General features: G+C 43.0%; 20 protein-coding genes. 11 read left to right on the forward strand and 9 right to left on the reverse strand.

All coding sequences use genetic code 11. From position 1 onward, the window contains the following. Nucleotides 1–185 precede the first annotated feature (185 nt). Nucleotides 186–1,253 (forward strand): AI-2E family transporter, encoded by a 1,068-nt coding sequence (locus tag ACFSRY_RS00195; protein ID WP_377502024.1) that lies wholly within the window; start codon nt 186–188, stop codon nt 1,251–1,253. Between the two features lie 78 nt (nt 1,254–1,331). Then, a complete protein-coding gene (locus ACFSRY_RS00200) occupies nt 1,332–2,399 on the forward strand; it encodes a proline iminopeptidase-family hydrolase (protein ID WP_377502027.1) in 1,068 nt (355 codons plus the stop codon). A 136-nt stretch (nt 2,400–2,535) separates the two neighbouring features. On the opposite strand, the gene ACFSRY_RS00205 is transcribed toward ACFSRY_RS00200, so the two are convergent. Next, complete coding sequence (locus ACFSRY_RS00205; RefSeq protein ID WP_377502030.1) at nt 2,536–3,078, reverse strand: hypothetical protein; 543 nt, start codon at nt 3,076–3,078, stop codon at nt 2,536–2,538. A 448-nt stretch (nt 3,079–3,526) separates the two neighbouring features. On the opposite strand from ACFSRY_RS00205, the gene ACFSRY_RS00210 reads away from it, so the two are divergent. The 3 genes from ACFSRY_RS00210 (at nt 3,527) to ACFSRY_RS00220 (ending at nt 6,700) form a co-directional block, all read left to right on the forward strand. Continuing rightward, the gene (locus tag ACFSRY_RS00210; protein WP_377502033.1) at nt 3,527–4,396 is read left to right on the forward strand and encodes an SDR family oxidoreductase; all 870 of its coding nucleotides are present in this window, start codon (nt 3,527–3,529) and stop codon (nt 4,394–4,396) included. Between the two features lie 39 nt (nt 4,397–4,435). After that, nucleotides 4,436–4,807: a GerW family sporulation protein gene (locus ACFSRY_RS00215; RefSeq protein WP_377502036.1), complete on the forward strand. Its 372-nt coding sequence runs from the start codon at nt 4,436–4,438 to the stop codon at nt 4,805–4,807. 198 nt (nt 4,808–5,005) lie between these two features. Further along, on the forward strand, nt 5,006–6,700 hold the full coding sequence (locus ACFSRY_RS00220; RefSeq protein WP_377502039.1) for a L,D-transpeptidase family protein: 1,695 nt from the start codon (nt 5,006–5,008) through the stop codon (nt 6,698–6,700). Between the two features lie 248 nt (nt 6,701–6,948). Here the strand turns inward: ACFSRY_RS00220 and ACFSRY_RS00225 are convergent, their stop codons facing one another. Next, nucleotides 6,949–7,434, reverse strand: a complete 486-nt coding sequence (locus ACFSRY_RS00225) for a hypothetical protein (protein ID WP_377502042.1) — start codon at nt 7,432–7,434, stop codon at nt 6,949–6,951. Nucleotides 7,435–7,446: 12 nt separating this feature from the next. After that, nucleotides 7,447–8,604, reverse strand: a complete 1,158-nt coding sequence (locus ACFSRY_RS00230) for a zinc-dependent alcohol dehydrogenase (protein ID WP_377502045.1) — start codon at nt 8,602–8,604, stop codon at nt 7,447–7,449. A gap of 319 nt (nt 8,605–8,923) precedes the next feature. On the opposite strand from ACFSRY_RS00230, the gene ACFSRY_RS00235 reads away from it, so the two are divergent. From ACFSRY_RS00235 to ACFSRY_RS00250, 4 genes are all read left to right on the forward strand, one after another. Next, nucleotides 8,924–9,688, forward strand: a complete 765-nt coding sequence (locus ACFSRY_RS00235; RefSeq protein ID WP_377502048.1) for a hypothetical protein — start codon at nt 8,924–8,926, stop codon at nt 9,686–9,688. Between the two features lie 108 nt (nt 9,689–9,796). Then, the gene (locus tag ACFSRY_RS00240) at nt 9,797–10,219 is read left to right on the forward strand and encodes a hypothetical protein (RefSeq protein WP_377502051.1); all 423 of its coding nucleotides are present in this window, start codon (nt 9,797–9,799) and stop codon (nt 10,217–10,219) included. A gap of 197 nt (nt 10,220–10,416) precedes the next feature. Further along, nucleotides 10,417–10,824: a hypothetical protein gene (locus ACFSRY_RS00245; RefSeq protein WP_377502054.1), complete on the forward strand. Its 408-nt coding sequence runs from the start codon at nt 10,417–10,419 to the stop codon at nt 10,822–10,824. A gap of 146 nt (nt 10,825–10,970) precedes the next feature. Further along, nucleotides 10,971–11,417, forward strand: coding sequence for a YbhB/YbcL family Raf kinase inhibitor-like protein (locus tag ACFSRY_RS00250; RefSeq protein WP_377502057.1), 447 nt, complete (start codon nt 10,971–10,973; stop codon nt 11,415–11,417). A gap of 7 nt (nt 11,418–11,424) precedes the next feature. On the opposite strand, the gene ACFSRY_RS00255 is transcribed toward ACFSRY_RS00250, so the two are convergent. From ACFSRY_RS00255 to ACFSRY_RS00270, 4 genes are all read right to left on the reverse strand, one after another. Then, a complete protein-coding gene (locus ACFSRY_RS00255) occupies nt 11,425–12,042 on the reverse strand; it encodes a cupin domain-containing protein (RefSeq protein WP_377502060.1) in 618 nt (205 codons plus the stop codon). Then, nucleotides 12,039–12,587 carry an RNA polymerase sigma factor gene (locus tag ACFSRY_RS00260; RefSeq protein ID WP_377502063.1) on the reverse strand — a complete coding sequence of 183 codons (549 nt, stop codon included), beginning with the start codon at nt 12,585–12,587 and terminating at the stop codon, nt 12,039–12,041. The genes ACFSRY_RS00255 and ACFSRY_RS00260 overlap by 4 nt, the downstream gene beginning before the upstream one ends. A 284-nt stretch (nt 12,588–12,871) precedes the next feature. After that, complete coding sequence (locus tag ACFSRY_RS00265; protein WP_377502066.1) at nt 12,872–13,651, reverse strand: alpha/beta hydrolase; 780 nt, start codon at nt 13,649–13,651, stop codon at nt 12,872–12,874. A gap of 62 nt (nt 13,652–13,713) precedes the next feature. Continuing rightward, the gene (locus ACFSRY_RS00270) at nt 13,714–14,577 is read right to left on the reverse strand and encodes a universal stress protein (RefSeq protein ID WP_377502069.1); all 864 of its coding nucleotides are present in this window, start codon (nt 14,575–14,577) and stop codon (nt 13,714–13,716) included. 231 nt (nt 14,578–14,808) lie between these two features. On the opposite strand from ACFSRY_RS00270, the gene ACFSRY_RS00275 reads away from it, so the two are divergent. Further along, a complete protein-coding gene (locus ACFSRY_RS00275; protein WP_377502072.1) occupies nt 14,809–15,303 on the forward strand; it encodes a VOC family protein in 495 nt (164 codons plus the stop codon). An 88-nt stretch (nt 15,304–15,391) separates the two neighbouring features. After that, nucleotides 15,392–15,628 (forward strand): hypothetical protein, encoded by a 237-nt coding sequence (locus ACFSRY_RS00280; protein WP_377502075.1) that lies wholly within the window; start codon nt 15,392–15,394, stop codon nt 15,626–15,628. Nucleotides 15,629–15,660: 32 nt separating this feature from the next. Here the strand turns inward: ACFSRY_RS00280 and dacB are convergent, their stop codons facing one another. Continuing rightward, entirely contained in the window at nt 15,661–17,064 is a 1,404-nt protein-coding gene (dacB, locus tag ACFSRY_RS00285; protein WP_377502078.1) for a D-alanyl-D-alanine carboxypeptidase/D-alanyl-D-alanine endopeptidase, read from the reverse strand. A gap of 38 nt (nt 17,065–17,102) precedes the next feature. After that, complete coding sequence (gene tcmP / locus ACFSRY_RS00290) at nt 17,103–18,230, reverse strand: three-Cys-motif partner protein TcmP (RefSeq protein WP_377502081.1); 1,128 nt, start codon at nt 18,228–18,230, stop codon at nt 17,103–17,105. Nucleotides 18,231–18,431 lie beyond the last annotated feature (201 nt).

An 18,431-nucleotide genomic window follows, 5' to 3' on the forward strand; every position in this document is an offset into this window, starting at 1 on the left:
AAAAGGTTGTTCTTTTACAACAATTTATTTACCTATTCTAACTTAAAGTATGTAAAATAATAGAAAAACCAGTTAAGAAATAGCAGCAGTCGGAAAGAACGATGACATCATTCCATCAGAACAGCAGCTGATTTCATACCAGGCAAGAACATCATTTCTGTTATTCCGTTTAACCCGATTCAAGTATGAGCGCAACGAAGATCGACCACACCCGGGTCAACAAAACTTTACTGACTATTTTCCTGGTAACTTTACTCATGTATCTGGGAAAGACTTTCCTTATTCCGGTAGCGATTGCTGCTTTTTTTTCTATGCTTCTTTTTCCTGTGATGCATAAGCTACAGCGCCTGAAGGTTCGAAAGCCGGTAGCTGCACTGGCATCTATCCTGCTCCTGCTCCTGGTCTTAGGTGCTATCGGGACTTTGCTTTACTTCCAGACTGTCAGGCTGGAGGCAGACCTGCCCAGGCTGGAGGAAAGAATACAGGTTAAGACCAACAGCCTGCAATGGCTTTTATATGAAACCACTGACCTGACGCGCTTAGAACAGGATGCCATACTGGAGGCTAAAAAAGCAGACATTGCCAAGGCCTTATTCAAGAGTATCAGAGACATCCTGATGGGAGGATTTGCCATTCTGCTGTTTGTTTTCATAGTGCTTACCTACACCTTCTTTTTCCTGGTATACCAGCAGAAGATCCAGAATTTCCTGGTGCAGTTAAAGGTTTTCGAGAATAAAAAAGCTGCGAAAGTAATGCTTGCCCGAATCTCCAGGATTATCCATAATTACTTAAAGGGGGTTCTGACTGTTACTTTCACCATCGGTTTTCTTTACGCCTTAGGCTTCTGGGCCATGGGTATGGAACATGCTATTCTGTTCGCTTTGCTGGCCGCACTGCCGCGCATCATCCCTTATTTTGGCTCCTTTTTGGGCATAGCCTTCCCGATTGCCTTCACCCTGTTAACCAAAGATTCTTTGTGGTTCCCTGTGATGGTGCTGCTTCTGTTTATGGTATCACAGGTGCTATCCACGAACATCCTTACGCCTTATATAACAGGATCCCGGGTTAAGCTCAACCCGATGGCCATCATCCTTGTCATTTTGTTTGGTAAACTTATCTGGGGAATCGCCGGCATGATCCTATTTGTGCCTTTGTTTGCAACCATAAAAGTGATTCTGGATGAAATACCTCGTTTCAACCCTTATGCTTATGTCTTGGGTAAAGAGTATGAGGAAGCCCCTGAGCCCTCTTAATCTGGAATCATACCTTCCAAAAAATTTATATATTTACCTGCATATCTTTCTCCTGTTTTTCACCCAAAGCAACAGTTTATGAAACACATTATACCTGTTTTACTGCCAGGACTACTTCTGCTCTTCCTGGGCTGTTCTACCCCTGCAGACACGGCAACAATGGACAATAACCCCCCTGCCCTTTCCCAATACCACGATTACTCTGGCAATGAAACCCAGTTAAGCGGCGGAGCTCGTAAGATCAGAATCTCAACTCCTAAAGGCGGGTTCGATGTATGGACGAAGCGCGTAGGAAATAACCCCACCATGAAGGTATTGCTACTGCACGGAGGTCCGGGTGGTACGCATGAAGCCTTCGAGTGCTTCGACAGCTATTTGCCAAAAGAAGGGATCGAGTATTATTTCTATGATCAATTAGGTTCTCATTACAGTGATCAGCCAAACGACACGAGTCTCTGGAATACGGCACGCTTTGTAGAAGAAGTAGAGCAGGTAAGGAAAGCTTTGAAGCTGGATAAGAATAATTTTTACCTGCTAGGCCATTCGTGGGGAGGAATACTTGCGATGGAATATGCCCTGAAGTACCAGGAAAACCTAAAGGGCCTTATTATCTCGAATATGGTATCAAGCATTCCGTCTTATAACAAGTATGCTGATGAGGTACTAGGGCCTCAAATGCCGGAAAATGTGCTGGCAGAGGTAAAACAGATTGAGGCAAGCAACGACTTCGCCAACCCCAGGTACATGGAGCTCCTTCTTCCTCACTTTTATACGAAGCATGCTCTCCGTATGCCCCTGGAGCAATGGCCTGATCCGGTTATGCGTATGTTCAACCACATGAACCAAACGGTGTATGTGCAAATGCAGGGACCGAGTGAGTTTGGAATAAGAGGCAACGCTTCACTTAAAAACTGGGACCGTTCAGGTGACCTGGCAAGGATAAAGGTACCTACTTTAACAATAGGCGGACAGCACGACACCATGGACCCGAAACATATGGAATGGATGGCTGATCAGTTGCCAAACGGACGTTACCTACATTGTCCGGAAGGAAGCCACATGGCCATGTACGATGACCAGAAAACTTATTTCGATGGGCTGATCAGGTTCATTAAAGAAGTGGACAAAGACGCACCGAAAATTTAGGCTACCACTTATATCAGGAACATTGAAGGGCATGTTAAGTAGTTTAACATGCCCTTTTTCTATAGGCAAACCAGAAGAGTTAGCTGCTACTTTGCATGATAATTGTTGATGTACTGATCTCAGTTTTACATAGCACTTATGATACGCGAACGCGGTTTGCAAGTATCTTAAAGAGGATATACAGCAGGGCAAATACCGCCATGGCGATCAATGCCCAGAACTTCTTCTCATTCATATCCATCCAGTAGTCACGTTCTGCTTCTGTCTCTCTAAGCTGCTTTTTCACAAAGTCATGTGCAACGCGTTCCTGCTTCAGTTCCTGGTCTAATGCCTCTAATTTAGCAGTGTCCTCACGGTAAACTGTCTTCGTAATATAGTTAGTCTTACACTCAGGGCATCTTTTTAGGCTTCTTGGGGGAAAAGCATCCTGTTTCCGTTCCAGCATTAAGGTTGGCAACAACCTGCTTGGAATGATTTTCTCTTTTAAGAATACGGGGGGAGGATAAAGCTTAGGAGGAAAATGCTTTACGGCATAGGCACCGCCATACTGCTGGGTATAAGCCTCATTTTTATCTACATAATCAGCTAGCTTATCCGGATTCGCATCAAAATACTTTTCCGCCTGGCGTTGTGTGGCGCATGAACACAGCAGCAGCATTAGTAGTAAAGTATATCTCATTTACGCAACAGGCTTGTCAGTTCTCATTGTCCCCGCTCAGTTCTCTATATTCCTCCACTTTTTGTTAGGTACGGAAAGTAATGTGATCCCGCTGCTTTACATCCGGAAAAGTACCAACTTAACAAACACCAAACTATTCGGCTGTACTCTTGATTACAACAGTAGGACATTCGTTCTAAATGATCAGCTGTATAATAAAAGTGTGATTATTCTTTATTTAAAAAAATCATTCCTCTGCCTGCAAAATTTGATTATACACCAAATAGTACCTTTTAATACAGGGTATAGTACAACATAAAACGAAATCAACAGTAACTAGTTTTTGATGGTTTAATTGGTTTAACCCCAATGAAAACCTAGAGGCTTTATTCTAAAGCTAAATAAGTTAGCCATCATTTTACCCTGCTATCATACCATAACATAAATCTTAATACTCAAAGAGGCGCATATGAAAGTATTAGTTATAGGCGGCACAGGAACAGTGGGTTCCCAGACAGTTAAAGAACTGCTTCAAAAAAATATGGAAGTACATGTTTTAACCCGTGATCCTGAAAAGGCAAAGAGTTTACCTGAGGGTGCAAAAGCCGTAATTGGAAATATCCTGGACCCAGAAACTGTTAAGTCCATATTTAAAGGAATGGACGGAGTATTTATGTTGAACCCTGTAAGCACGGAAGAGACGACCGAAGGTCTTTTTGCGATAAATGGTGCTCGCATGGCTGGTGTAAAGCGCTTTGTCTACATGTCGGTTCAAGATATTGAAAAGGCTGTACATCTGCCCCACTTTGGCTCAAAGCTCTCTATTGAAACAGCTTTAAAAGACTCTGGTATTCCTTATACGATTTTACGGCCAAACAATTTCTATCAAAACGACTATTGGTTTAAAGACGCCATACTTCAATATGGTGTATACCCTCAGCCACTTGGAAATAAAGGCACATCAAGAGTGGATGTGCGTGACATTGCAGAACTAGCCGCTATCGCCATGACCTCTGATGAACATGAGGGCAAAACATATAACCTGGTGGGTCCTGAACCATTAACTGGACCAGGCACAGCAGAACTATGGAGCAAGGCACTTGGAAAGAAAGTCTCTTACGGTGGAGATGATCTGGAAGCCTGGGAACAACAATCGTTGCAGTATCTGCCTGCATGGATGGTTTTTGATTTTAAACTCATGTATGACCATTTTCAAAGGAATGGCTTTTATGGAACACAGGAAGATGTAAATCGTCTTACAGAGGTTTTGGGACATGCACCACGTAGGTTCGAGGACTTTGCAAAAGAAACAGCTGAGCAATGGTCTGTCCTGGCCTGAGAAAATAAACCAATACGAACTATAAAAAAACATCAGAAGATGGAGCAGGATAAAACACCAGGAGAAACCAAAAAATATTCTTTTATAGAACGCCTGGCCGAAAGGCTGAGTCTTACAGCCAATGCCGCTACTATTTACGGGGAGCCCATTGAAAGGGAAGGTACTACTGTTATACCCGTGGCTAAAGCAAGCTATGGCTTTGGAGGAGGCAGTGGTACAAAGGCGGGTGACGAAGGTATGGGGGGCGGAGGCGGTGTTACCTTAACCCCTGTGGGTTTCATTGAGATAAGTGCCGGAAACACCAGGTTTAAACCTATAAGGGATCCGCAAAACGTGCTAAAGATAATAGCTGTGAGTGGTTTCTTCACTTTCCTGACAGTCAGGACTGTTTTGAAGTTCATTAAGAAGTAAATGATATAAAAGCTCTGGTCTAAATCAATGGCCAGAGCTCTCTTTTTTCCTAGCCTTTCTTAGAAGCACTTGTTGCCTAATACCGGAAATACAAAACTTTTATCATTCCAACTTTGTATTTATAAGGGAAACACCCTTAATAATTATATTTTAATTCTCTGTTTCTCAAACCAACAGCAGAATCAAACAATAAAGCGAATGAAGCCCTACTATATACAAGTACCCATCTTAAATCTGTGCTTTTACATAACTTTACTCTTCACACCTTTTCTGGTACCAGTTAATCCGGCAGAAGCTAAAAGTCTTTACACATTTGCCCAGGTAGTCGGTAAAGAAAACCAGCCTGAACTTAGTGAAGATTATATCAGCCAATACCTTAACCAGGAGACAGAATTCCGGCACCACCTCGATCTGGTACAACAATTCTACAAAGACAGAAGCTTTGAGTTGGCTTGGTTCAGGAATGGCAAAATGATACCACAGGCTGATAAGCTGATAGAAGCTATCGGAAATGCCAATAAAGAAGGCTTAACCCCAAAAGATTATAAGGTAAAAGATCTGCGGGGATTATACCGGCGTTATGAGTCCTTGCCAGCTTCAGACGAAATCAAGCAGAAAAAACAACAGGAACTTGATTTGGCCTTAACTGCATCCTACTTTAACTATGCCTCTGATTTTTACAAAGGTGCGGTTGATCCGCATAGTGCTGCGGCTATTGAATGGGAGGTAAAGCGAAATAAAATCAAACTTAACAAAGCGCTTGAAACAATTCTGGAGGAAAAAGAACACACGCCCTATTACGAATTTGAAGCCGTGCACGAAGGATATAAAAAACTTCGCGAGGCCCTTGTAGAGTATCGCCGGATTCAAGAAGCCGGGGGATGGTCTAAAATAGAAGGACCTAAAGTAGTGAAGCCTGGTGATACGGCTGAAGTTGTACTTGCATTACGAAAACGCCTCCTGCCACAGCAACAGGTAATTGAACAGGATACTGCCTTTCTTGTGTATGACAAAAAGGTAGAAAATGCAGTTACAGATTTCCAAAATCGCCACGGCTTACTTGTTGATGGAGTTCTGGGCCCGCAGACATATGAGGCTCTAAACGTACCCGTAGAAGACCGGATTGAGCAGTTGGTACTGAATATGGAAAGATGGAGATGGTTACCTAAAGATCTATCACCTAATGGTAGTGAGTATGTAATGGTGAATATTCCTGCTTTCAGAGTTTATGTAATGGAAAATGGTAAGGAGGTTTTGCAAATGAAGTCTGTTGTAGGAGAAACGATGCACTCTACCCCTATTTTTAGCCACCAGATACAGTACCTTATGTTTGCCCCTTACTGGAATGTGCCTAACAGTATCGTAGAGGAAGACATAAAACCAAAGCTTCAAAAGAATATCAATTGGCTGGAGACTCAGAACATGGAAATGGTTACCACCTTTGGACCTAACGCTAAACGGGTACCTGTTTCCCGTGTTAACTGGAATACTATGACGAGAAATAACTTTAAATACCGCATACGTCAGCGCCCAGGGCCACAAAACTCCCTTGGAAAAGTAAAGTTCATGTTTCCGAATGAGTATAGTGTTTACCTGCACGACACTCCCGCCGACCACCTTTTCTCAGAGGCTGACCGTGACTTTAGCCATGGCTGTGTACGTCTTGAGAGACCTGCTGATCTGGCAACCTATCTGCTTAAGGATAAGCCAGGCTGGGACAGGAACCGCGTCATACAAGCTATGAATGCACGTGAACAGCAGCGGGTAGATCTGCCGGATAATATGCCGGTGTACCTCGTTTATTTTACTGCCTGGGTAGATGAGGAGGGTAACGTACAGTTCCGTGATGACCTGTATGGACATGATAAGGATTTGGCCCGTAAGCTATTTTAAGAAAAACTCTTAAATCCCCCTTAGTCTACCTTTTTTTTATTTTAAATTAAGCTTTTCTGTTGGCTACAGTACTCCTGATAAGTAATTTATTCTAAGTTCGCCGGCAATGTTAAACTTTTACCCAATCAAGATCTCCCTTTCATCTTTAACTTAGGGCATGGGTTTCTTAAAAAGGAAATTAAGGTTTAATAAAACAAGAGGAGCTGCTTAAAAGCAGCTCCTCTTGTTTTATTAGATAAAGAAAATTATCACCTTTTTTTTCGGGTCAAAAAAGCTATGGCGGCGGTAGTGATCAAAGCGGTTACAGCTATACTTTTAAGCGTTCCTGCCTTGTCATACTTCCACTGTGCCTTCATTCCTCTTTCCTTCCAGATGTTCGGGAGTTTCCCTTGTTTCAGGTCATCAATGATACCTTCCACCACGTTTATACGGTCAGCAAAAATAAGTGGCAGCCAATGGGCAAAGCTGCCTTCGCCATATTGAAAGGCATATCGCCTGATCTTGCCGCTGAGTCCGGTTGGAGGCATAGCTGTTCCGAATACGGCTGTAATATTTGGCCGCTCTATAGAATGCAGCACCTCCATATTTACAGGTTGAAGCGGCGGTCGCTCCCAACTATACCCTTTGTGATCATCCTCTGATCGTTTACGCATGGGATAAGTTGGGTCATTCTTAGGGTCGGCATCAATGCCCCACCCTTTAATTTGGTTGTAATCTATTGTTTTGTTTTCCATAGTCTTTCTTTTTTACATTTTAGCTGATGGTGGAATAAGTACAGGCTTTATACAGTTATCCAGCTTATCTGAGAAAATGCGGTAAGCATCGGCTATTTCCTCCAGCGGAATGTGGTGCGTAATTAGTTCTTTGGGATTGATAACACCATTTTGAATGTGCTTGATAAGCCTTGGCAGCAGCCGTTTCACAGAGGCCTGGTTACCACGTATGGTAAGTCCTTTATTCAATGCGTTCCCAATCGGTACCATATTTAAAGTAGGACCATACACACCCACTATTGAAACGACACCACCTTTCTTAGCGGAGTTAATTGCCCATTGCAAGGCCGTGGCAGAACCCGCCTGCAGCAGTGTCTTTCTGCCGGTAAAAGTTTGCAGTTTACTACCAGCCGCCTCTGCCCCTACCGCATCAATACAAACATCGGCTCCCAGGGAATCCGTTGTCTTTTTCATGAACACAACAGGATCTTCTATCGACATGAAATTATAGGCCTCGCACTGTGCATACTTCCGAACAAAATCAAGACGGTACTCCTCTTTATCAAACACGATCACTCGGCCAGCTCCAAACAGCCAGGCACATTTTGCAGCCATTATTCCAATCGGGCCTGCGCCAAAAATTGCCACAGTATCTCCTTTCTGAATACCACCCATTTCAGCTGCCTGGTATCCTGTAGGAACTACGTCTGTCAGCAGAACAGCATCATCCGGATGCATATCCGCTGGAATTACCATAGGACCCACATCGGCGTATGGTACCCTAGCATATTCAGCCTGCCCCCCGTTATAGCCCCCGGCTATATGGGAATAACCAAAAATACCACCTACTGCCGTAGCCTGAGGATTAGCTTCATGGCAATTCCCGTATAGCTCCTGCTTACAAAATGTACACTGCCCGCAGGCAATGTTGAAAGGAACAATTACCTGATCTCCCACTTTAAGCTTATGCACGTCAGGTCCTATTTCCTCCACTATTCCGATAAACTCATGGCCAAAGGTTTCCCCTACCCGGGTATCAGGCACGTTTCCGTTATAAAGATGGAGATCTGAACCGCAGATACAGGAGCGGGTAACCCGAACAATGGCATCCTGTGGATGAAGAATTTCGGGCATGGGTTTGTTACGATCAAGGCGGACCCGTTGTGGGCCGCGGTAATTCATTGCTAGCATAAGTTTGTTTCCTAAGTTAAATGAGACATCTTATGATCTGATAGTGACAAAGAAGAAATTACTTCCCTCTGACTCAGTCACTGGACCACGTATAGTAGTTACTTTACTCCATTTCAGGATCTTCTGTTATTTTTTATGACAATGATTCTCCTGATCGACAGGAAAAACAGATACTGTTACAGAAAATTTGCTTTATTGAGAGTTTAATTCAGGTGGATAAATGCACAAGACTCATGGAAGGAAAAAGGCTCACCGTTCAGGATAAGCCGGCAATGTTGCATAATTCGCAGAATAGCCCCAGTTTTAGTAATTGATTCCCATGAACAAACTATTACCTAAAGAAAAATCGGCTGAGTTACTCCATTCCATCCAGGAGAAAGGCACCCCCTTTGTCTATGAACAGGAGAAGCACCGTGTAGTTCTTTTGGATGAAGCCGGAGAGGAGACTTTTTATTTCCGGCTACCCATTACTCTTTCTGCTCCAGTCCATAATTTACCAGAAGAAAATACAAAGATTAACTATGTGGTTCTGTTAATACAGTCGGGCAACTGTGCGTTGGGGTACTTTGAAGATGGAAGGAACCTGGACCACAAGGTTTTCCGCTCCTACATGGTTCGGAAGAAACAAGGAAAAAGCCAGATAAAGTACCTAAAGACAAAGGGTAAATCACGGGCTGGCTCAAGAGTTCGTTTAGGTGAAACGGTTGAATTTTTCGAAAATATCAATGAGCGTCTGCAGCAGTACTTTAAGGAGCACGTTGTTCACCGGATTGCTATCAGCTGCTCTAAAACACTTATCCCCTACCTTTACAGTTCAAAGATTGCCACTCCTTTTGATAAGAATGATCCGCGGCTGTACAAAATACCGAAGCACATCCACACTCCGATTTACGAAGTCCTACTAGAGGCAAACCGTTTTCTTATGCGTGGGGAATTGATATATGATGCTGCCCGACAAGGTATGGTGGAGGAACTGTTGTCTTTAGTTGATCTGGATGCAGTTGCGGAGGAAGAAACAATTCAGGAAAACGAGCTGGAAGACGAGTATTACCTTGATGAGCCAGATGATGAAATGGAATGGTAAACCAAAGTTTCTTTTCAGTCTCCGTACGTTCACATATTTTTCAAAATTATTAGTAGTCATATAACCCTGGGGACGTTTTACAGTATCTATAGCTGAACATTAAGCAATATGGATACTCCAGAAGAGGTTATAGACGAAGCAGGCGCTGTATTACCAAATCCTAAAGCAGTTGTGCCTAAGGCATTGCAGGACGTGAATGTTGTATTTATGGGACCTGTTGTAGATGGCTTCTTTCAACCCGTGCCAGACAGTCTGAACACCCCTCCAAGATGGGAACAAGGCAGCTACAGCATCACTGCCGGCAAGTGGCCTTCTCCGGGTCTTACGCCTAACCTGATGGACCTTACAGCTTACAACGGCTATTCTATAATGGTCATGGCCTCTGCCTGGGACAAAGAGGTGATCAGCCAGGCCCGCATCTTTGGGGTGCTGAGCACCATGGCCTGTGATGTGATCGCTAAGTTCGCTTACCAAAAGCTACAGGAAAAAGAAGAGGAAATTGCTGCCTATATCTCCGGTATCAGCAACTAAGGCTCCATTCCTATTCTTACTCCAGATCCTGTTATCATTCCTTTCCTAATACACCTTTTATGCCAGGTAAAAACCTGATTTATAAAGGAAACTCCGTCCACATTTGCCTTTGACTTTTCTTTTCCGCAATTGCTAATGTAAATGATTTTTTCATTTACCATTACGTATAAGTAAAACCAACTACATAACGTCCGCATATGGTTGAGTTTGAAAGTGATTACCTGCATATCTGGATAGATGAGGAGATCAACCTGATGCATTCGGAGTGGTTGCGCGTGGTCTCCAGTGATGAGTACAGGCTGGGCAACTGTACGTTTCTTACCCTTTTAAAAAAGTATAGTGTTAAATACTGGGTAGTGGAATCCTCAAAATTAGGTGATATTTCTGAAGAAGATGAAAAATGGACCTTAACTACATTAGGTCCGAAAATCGTTCAATCTGGCGTGATCAAGCTTGCCCGTGTAGTTGACGAAAAGCAAGTCAGTTACAACAAGTTTAACACTTTTTCAGAAAAGGCTCCGGCTATACATATGGGAAAGGTCGAGATACGGCACTTCCCGACCTTCAAAGAAGCGGCAGATTGGATGGGAAGTATCCGCAGTTAAGTCAATTAGCTATCTGTGGGAGCAAAACAACTACTAAAATTATTTGTTTCTACGTAAGCGATCTACAAGAATAAAAACCGTATACCTTTTACCCCTACACATCCCTACAACCTATTATTGTTTGTGCTGAATTCACTTAAGCTACTATGGATACATTGATACGAATTCAATTAAGCAGCCCTGCTTTTGAAAACGGGGAAAAAATACCTGAGGAGTTTACCTGTGATGGGGAAAATCAAAGTCCGCCCCTTCAGATCGCAGAGCTTCCTGTAGGAACTCAAAGCCTTGTTCTCATTATGGAAGATCCTGATGCTCCAGCAGGTACCTGGACGCATTGGCTTATGTGGAATATTCCGCCAACCAATGAGATAGAAAAGGGAAGTTCACCAGGCGTACAAGGGAAAAACGACTTTGGCGACCAAGGTTACAAAGGCCCCTGCACTTCTCTTGGCACCCATCGGTACTACATCAGGGTGTACGCCATAGACATTAATATTGATTTACCTGCCGGCAGCACTAAAGCAGCCTTACTTAACAGCATGAGCTACCATATATTGGGATCAGGTGAACTAATGGGTTTTTACAGCAGGTAAGGTTTTGTTAATTAATGCTCAGACGCTGTAAAACAGCTTTACAAGGCACTTCAGAAGTTATCTTCACTTTGTGCCGTGCATGTAGTGGTACAGCAAAAAAATCCCCTGCTTTAAGTTTAAACACCTCTCCCTCCACTATCATGTCACAAGTACCTTCCAATATCAGAAAACGCTCATTTTCATCATGGTGCACTTCATACTCAGACATGTCTTTTTTTATCCACACAATAGCAGTTATAGCAGCAGGAGTGTATCCGATTATTTTTGCATAAATTTCATCAGCATCAGCGGGCAATGTCATGTCTTCCCGATTTACCCACTGCGCATATTCTTCCGCACGGGATTCTTCTGTAACAACAGGTGGTATAGCAGGTAGCTCCCCCTTCTTCATCCGTTCTATATAATCAATAGAAGCTAAAAGAAGAGGTTTAACTGTTTCTTTTGGCTTAACAGCATTTGCAAGGGCATAATTCTCCATCGACAGGCTAATCTCATCTAATTCCTGGCGAACAACAGCGTGGGCTGCTGCCATTTGTTCTACCTCAAGGTTTTGCTCCGGAGTAGTAGCACCCAAAACGTAAAGCTCTAAAACCCCTGACTCTATAAATTCTTTAATAGGGCTCATGCCTGCTTCCTTTGTTTTAAAAGTATGAATGCCTTTTTTAAGCTTGTTACTAATTGCTGTTCCGTTAATCCTAATTCTTTTGCGGCTTCGGAACAACTTCTTCCTTTCAGATACACCAGTTCAAGAACTGCTCTCTCCTGAGGCTCCAGGCTCAGAACAGATCTCAAGTTAAACCGGTTCTCCTCTTCTACCCTTGATTGGGTGTTTTCTTTCGCTTTGTTGTTTTCTTGCTGTCCGTTCAGGCTTATTCCCTTCAACTTACCTGAGTTCACTGCCTGCAGGGCAATGCCCCTGGCAATTGCCAGGCTCCAGATCAGAAACCTGCTTTTTGTGGAATCGTACACTCCTATCCGAGACCAAATGGCTACAAAGGTTTCCTGCAGCACCTCTTCGGCAACTTCAGTATCTTCCACAATTCTGGAGATCATTCCCATCAATACAGGTGCATAGGCATCATATAACTGGCCCATTACCTCCTGCCTTCCTTGTTTAAGTGCCTCGATAAGACTCAGCTCTGCTTCTCTCCTTATTTCTGTTCCTGACATTGTACTGGATTCCGATGCAGGGTCTCCTTAAGGTCTAAGGCCTGCATTTTAAAGTTAATAAACCTTTTCAAATAAACTAGAAGTAGCGCCAGCTTATCTCCTTAGAGTATCTATTTTGAAGTAATTACCCTTGACATACCTCATACGTCTTTAGTTATGATCAGGATTTTGTATGATTCTTTTAAGATTTTTGTTTCGCAAAGATTTGCTCTCACCTTAAAACCTTTTAAAGTGGTTTTATTTAAAGATGCAGGTAATAAGTGGGTTGATCCCCTACAAACTATTCAGGCTGCCTTTAAAAACCAATGAACTGCACTTGCAGAAATATCATCCGGAATTTCATGTCCGCCTTTAAACTCTTTGAATTCCAGCGCCAGCCCCTGCTCCCTTAGGAGAGGAGCAATTCGTCTGCCGCAAGGATCAATAGGCAACACTGGATCATCTATTCCATGAGACATAAACACAGCAGGTATGCCTCTTTTCTCCACCGTATAGGCAAAACCAGGTGAGAAAGCAATGATATGTGTAAAAAGATCTCCGTTTGTCAGACCTAAGCTTAAAGCATAAGAAGCCCCATCTGAGAAACCACCAATCCCGATGTGTTTGGAGTCAATAACAAATTCTTCAAAAACATGAGCCAATGCCTGATCCAGTAGACTTACATCTATCCCGAAATTGTGGTCTACGATAATGTCCCATGACTGAGCATGAGAAGCAGGTGCCATGATAAGGATGTTGTTATCATCGGCGTACCTGCGGATGAGTGAAAGCCCTTGTTCAGCGGTAGCTCCGGCCCCATGAAACATAACAGCCAATGCAGCTGAAGTAAGCCGGTTATAGTTTACTGGCACGTATAAATAACCATTCTCCTGATCGTCTAAGCGAAGTGGTCTAACACCTGTAGCGACCTCTCTTTTAGTTGTTTTGCTACTTTGCTTTGCCGTTAACCTTCCTGTTTTATCTTTGTCTCTTGCCACAGTCATACGATCTCTTATTCTTTTCCCTACCTGTTCAATACGCAGGAACTCCGGCCTTGAATAAAAAGTCCTGATCAGCAGCGCCAATCAGGACTTAGAGTAATAGGTATAAATTTATGCTCCGTTTATGGACAGAGAAACGACATCAGTTAAACACTTTTTTCTTCGCCGGAAATCTCCCTTTGCCGGATATCAAGTAATATTCCGTTTTCTGGTAATGCCAGCATTGGAAGCTTTAAATTGTGAAGCAACCTGGAGGTTACACTAGTGTGCCCAATCCTGTCTACCAGGTGCCTGTTGATTATTGTAAATGCAAGGAGACTTGTTTCATGCGCCTGCACAAAGTCAGAAATGCCTTCAGCTACTTCTTTTTGTTTGATTTCTATAAACCTGAGTCCAGCTTCTGGGTATAGCTGCTGAAGGTTCTCTTTTATGTACTCATTAGGAATGTAGTTCGGTTGCTTATCATTTTCTATATGCAGAAAAGTGATGGATGCATTAAACAGTTTCTTGAACTGCAGAAGCTGCAGCACAGTCAGCTCATCCCCGTTTTCAAGGTCAGCAGCATAGACAATATGCTCTATGGGTTTAATAACAGCACCCTCCGGAATTACGAGTACCGGACATAATCCTTTCTTGGCAACAGCTTCCGTCGTAGTTCCAAAAAGCTTCTTTGCGAGGTTCTTTCCACCACCTGTTCCCATTATCACCAAAGAAATATTAAGTTCTTTAATGGCCTTAGAAATTTCCCCAACAACGCCTCCTTCTCTAACTATAGTGGAGAGCGATGCTCCTCTATGGTCTATCCCTGAAAGGAAAGCACTCATCTCTTTCTCTGTTTCCCTGAGCGTCTCCTGCATCATAACTTCAGCAAAGCCGGGTAAGACGGCAGCTACTTCATAAACGTGGATAGCCAGCACCCTAGCTTCTGTTTTGATAGCCAAATCAAGAGCATATTCAAGCGCTAAACGGGAGGTATCAGAAAAATCTACTGGCACTAAATACGTTTTCATAATTATTGAACTTGAGTGATTACAACAGTTAAATTTTGCCTTATGGCAGCACATCAAAATTACTTTGCCACAAGACTTTTATTGAGTGTATAAGTCATTTTCAAACATGATCTTCATCATCATTGGAAAACACTCCAGAAAAATCAATTCCATCTTCTCGCCCTGGAAAGAGTTGGCAGCAAATTTTATTACTTAAAATCCGTAATGGGTAGAATAACTGATTGTATACCTATGGACCAGAAATATAGCATCCCTCCTCAGACATCTATCGGGCATGTACACCTGAAGGTAGCAGACCTTGACAGGGCTTTGAAGTTTTATTGTGACTTGCTCGGATTTGAACTTACCACCACATACGGAGAAGAGGCCGCTTTTATATCAGCCGGAGGATACCACCATCACATCGGCCTTAACACCTGGTATAGCAAAAATGGATCACCGCCACCGCATAAAAGTACCGGCCTTTTTCATACTGCTATCCTCTACCCTACCCGTAAAGATCTGGCCGCAATTGTGAAAAGGCTGATGGAGTCGGGATATCCTTTGGCCGGTGCATCAGACCATGGCGTATCAGAAGCAATTTACTTATCTGATCCGGACCAGAATGGTGTGGAACTATATTGGGACCGACCCAAAGAGCAGTGGCCAAAGAATTCAGATGGTTCACTTAACATGTACACCCGTCCGCTGGACATGAAAAACCTTTTAGGGGAACTTGATAAGTAACAGACAATCGTATTGCGTCTGATTCGTAAACAATGTAACCGGGGGATTCCAGCTTTCACTGTGTATATAACGAAAGAAGATCAGAGTTGTGGCTAACGATCGGGGAAAGAGCAGTGAGGTAAAGTCTCATGGAAATGAGGAAGGCAGGGTAAGCAGACGTTCCCGAGGCTCCAACACGGGTCCGGTGCGTGGCAGGCGGAGCGGAAAAACACGTGGTAAAAACAAGCCGAACAGAGAAGGCACCAGTGGTGGAGCGAAAAAAGGAAAAGCAAGTTCAGGACCTGATAGCCCAAGTGATAAACCAAATACGCGAAACAGTAACTGAAAAGGCCCTGAAATTTATCAGGGCCTTTTCAGTTATTTAAGTTCATCCAGAACCTTATACATTTTTTTAACGATGGCGCCTGCAGAGCCATTGTAGTTATTTACCAGGAAGGAAAAAGTATACTCTTTACCGTCTTTACTTTTATGATACCCAGTATAGCCTTTTGCTCCCTGGATGGTGCCGCTCTTCATTTTCATATTATTGTAAAGGGGCAGCGAAGCATAGAAACCATTGAACCAGGATTGGCCGCGTGCGTGCTGCAGTACGGCTACCTGGGCATGCGTTGTAACACGGTTAAGAGGAGAAAGACCTGATCCATCTACCATACTAAGCTCTGTTTCAGTGATACCGCGCTGCTTCCAGTAGTCTCTGATAACTTGAAGACCTGCTTCGGTAGAACTGCTTTCTGTATTTTTATAAGCGATTGTTTTAACTAGTGCCTCTCCAAATAGATTCACGCTTTTGCGGTTAAACCAGTAGATGATACTATCCAAAGGTGGGGAGGTAACAGTGTGAAAAACAGAATAACTGGCACCCGCTACCGGGGATTTAACTGTAAAGGCTGGACTTGTAGAAATTGTGATGCCTGATGCCTTTAATGTGTCAGCTAATGTGTAAACAAACTGGTGTGCAGCAGATGGCATTGCACCAGAAATTTTGAAACTACTCTCGTTAATAGGAATGGTTCCTCTAATAGTGGCAGCAGGAGCATTTAAAGGGAAGTAGATGTAAGCATTATCACCAGTACCGGCAGCTGCTGAAGTCAGTTCAGACCTTAATCCGTAGTTATACATGTAAGGAACTGTTCTTATCACGGTGACAGGATCTCCTATACGACTACCCGACTTTAAAAATACATCGTACTGATTCTCGCGCCAGTTTAATTGTGCAGGTCCTGCGCCATAATAGTTAGCAATATCCTGCCACAGCCAACCGTCTAGCACTGTTTCATCATTCCATCCAAAATTGTTAATCACTACCTCATTAAAAGTCTTTACGCCAGTTTTAGCTATAGCCTGTGATAAATTCTCAAGCACTTTTTCCTCCTTTGTTTCGTCCCAGCGCCAGCTACCGAAAGTAGGATCGCCACTGGGTAAAATCAAAAGCGTTGGCTTGTTGTTATTTTTCTGAAACGCAAATTTGGTTTCGTACCGGAAGTTTTTGCCCAGAAGTTCATAAGCGCTTATGCTCGTGATAACTTTCATAGTGGAAGCCGGGGCCAACCCCATCATGCCATTCTTCTGAAACACCACTTGGCCAGTTTTAGCATCTGCTACATACAGCGAAGCAATACCATTGCGCATCTGCAGATCCTCTTCAAAAGCTTTGAAAGCAGCAGCTAACTTTTCCGGAACAGCCTGTGCTAACGCAGTTGTCTGTAGAAGAATCAAAATCAATAAAAGGGCAAGTTTGAAAGGCGTCCTGGCTAACTTCATAATCTATATCTGTCTATGCTGTGTATGTTTTAGAGCAGCTACTTTTGATAAGCAACAATAGACGTAAATGACACTTTGCGCATTGGCTTCCGTGAAACTGGGTTTATAGCCTCTATCACTCCTTTTTTCCGTAGTTCTTCGAATGCCTCCTGGTAGTTACCACGGATGTAGTTTGTGCCAATGTTATGATGCCTGTAGATGCTATCTAGAGGCAGGTTATGATAAAACCCTGCCTTGCCCGATAAGTCAGAGATCAGGTTTTTGATGGAGTACCTGTACTGGTCCTGGAAAAGCGACATCTGGTGTTTGATGTTCGCACCAAACAAAGGGACTCCATCCTCCTGGTAATCACTGTACATGAGCATCAGCTCCTTCATTTTCATGTAAGCTGTATCTGTTTTGGAAACGAAAAAGAGGTAATGGCTCGTCTGGTTTTTCTTTGGAAGACTTATTTTAAAACGGAAGGTTTTATACTCCTTCTCCCTGAATATATCCTCAAAGCTGTCTATAATAAAATCTTCCCGCTGAGAGGCATCCTGATACCTTTCACAGAAGTCCCTGATTTTAGCAATCCTATCCGCTCCGAAAATATCAAACAGAATATCCTTGTCATCGGTATGCTGAATAGCAGCACGCATTTTAGCCGGGCTGAACAGCATAAAAACATCCATACTCCACCTACTGATTGACTGGAGCAGCATCTGTTGTGAGAAAGTATAACCAAAGGGATCTGTGAACATTAACGCAGATGCACCTTTTCCTAGAACACGGGCAAGATAGCTGAAGTTTATCTCCTCATTAAGCATAACAGGCTTATGAGCCAGCTCTTCGTAATAAGGAAGGCTTTCCAGGTTGTGCTTCAACTTTCCGGCAATGGTTTGCTTTTCGTCAGTAAAGAACGTCCAGACGATTTTATTGAGGTTATACTTATCTGTAGCACCAAATATACTGTTAAGGATCTTTACGGGTGTAGCTGGCTTTCCATCTTCACTTACGCCTTCCCCAGCATACAGATCAATATAGGCAAGGGTATGATCTGATTTATAACGCTGCCCCTGTAGCATGGCATTACACCATGCTTTGAAAAATTCATTTAAAATTTCAGCCTTTATCTCAGATGTGTCCCGTTGTGTCTTGAAAAATTCGCTGGTTTCCACAGTAGACATGGTAGGTAATCTTTTATGTTTTTCGTGTATAAATGAAGTAAACTTTATCTGAACAAAGTTAAGATGGAAAACGGAAGGGAGGGCATTATGTCACTGGTAAATTAAAATAATAGGATCTTTGGGGTATAGATACCTTGAAAGAGATTGCCAGAGAATTACCGGCGAGACAGAAAATATACTACAGGATAAGAACTTATAAAA

The sequence above is a fragment of the Pontibacter locisalis genome (genome assembly GCF_042684605.1).
Classification (GTDB): domain Bacteria; phylum Bacteroidota; class Bacteroidia; order Cytophagales; family Hymenobacteraceae; genus Pontibacter; species Pontibacter locisalis.

Bases quoted from the DNA above. Each gene is read 5' to 3' on its own strand.
- ACFSRY_RS00195 (WP_377502024.1), top strand. From the start codon at position 186: ATGAGCGCAACGAAGATCGACCACACCCGGGTCAACAAAACTTTACTG.
- ACFSRY_RS00200 (WP_377502027.1), top strand. From the start codon at position 1,332: ATGAAACACATTATACCTGTTTTACTGCCAGGACTACTTCTGCTCTTC.
- ACFSRY_RS00205 (WP_377502030.1), bottom strand. From the start codon at position 3,078: ATGAGATATACTTTACTACTAATGCTGCTGCTGTGTTCATGCGCCACA.
- ACFSRY_RS00210 (WP_377502033.1), top strand. From the start codon at position 3,527: ATGAAAGTATTAGTTATAGGCGGCACAGGAACAGTGGGTTCCCAGACA.
- ACFSRY_RS00215 (WP_377502036.1), top strand. From the start codon at position 4,436: ATGGAGCAGGATAAAACACCAGGAGAAACCAAAAAATATTCTTTTATA.
- ACFSRY_RS00220 (WP_377502039.1), top strand. From the start codon at position 5,006: ATGAAGCCCTACTATATACAAGTACCCATCTTAAATCTGTGCTTTTAC.
- ACFSRY_RS00225 (WP_377502042.1), bottom strand. From the start codon at position 7,434: ATGGAAAACAAAACAATAGATTACAACCAAATTAAAGGGTGGGGCATT.
- ACFSRY_RS00230 (WP_377502045.1), bottom strand. From the start codon at position 8,604: ATGCTAGCAATGAATTACCGCGGCCCACAACGGGTCCGCCTTGATCGT.
- ACFSRY_RS00235 (WP_377502048.1), top strand. From the start codon at position 8,924: ATGAACAAACTATTACCTAAAGAAAAATCGGCTGAGTTACTCCATTCC.
- ACFSRY_RS00240 (WP_377502051.1), top strand. From the start codon at position 9,797: ATGGATACTCCAGAAGAGGTTATAGACGAAGCAGGCGCTGTATTACCA.
- ACFSRY_RS00245 (WP_377502054.1), top strand. From the start codon at position 10,417: ATGGTTGAGTTTGAAAGTGATTACCTGCATATCTGGATAGATGAGGAG.
- ACFSRY_RS00250 (WP_377502057.1), top strand. From the start codon at position 10,971: ATGGATACATTGATACGAATTCAATTAAGCAGCCCTGCTTTTGAAAAC.
- ACFSRY_RS00255 (WP_377502060.1), bottom strand. From the start codon at position 12,042: ATGAGCCCTATTAAAGAATTTATAGAGTCAGGGGTTTTAGAGCTTTAC.
- ACFSRY_RS00260 (WP_377502063.1), bottom strand. From the start codon at position 12,587: ATGTCAGGAACAGAAATAAGGAGAGAAGCAGAGCTGAGTCTTATCGAG.
- ACFSRY_RS00270 (WP_377502069.1), bottom strand. From the start codon at position 14,577: ATGAAAACGTATTTAGTGCCAGTAGATTTTTCTGATACCTCCCGTTTA.
- ACFSRY_RS00275 (WP_377502072.1), top strand. From the start codon at position 14,809: ATGGACCAGAAATATAGCATCCCTCCTCAGACATCTATCGGGCATGTA.
- dacB (WP_377502078.1), bottom strand. From the start codon at position 17,064: ATGAAGTTAGCCAGGACGCCTTTCAAACTTGCCCTTTTATTGATTTTG.
- tcmP (WP_377502081.1), bottom strand. From the start codon at position 18,230: ATGTCTACTGTGGAAACCAGCGAATTTTTCAAGACACAACGGGACACA.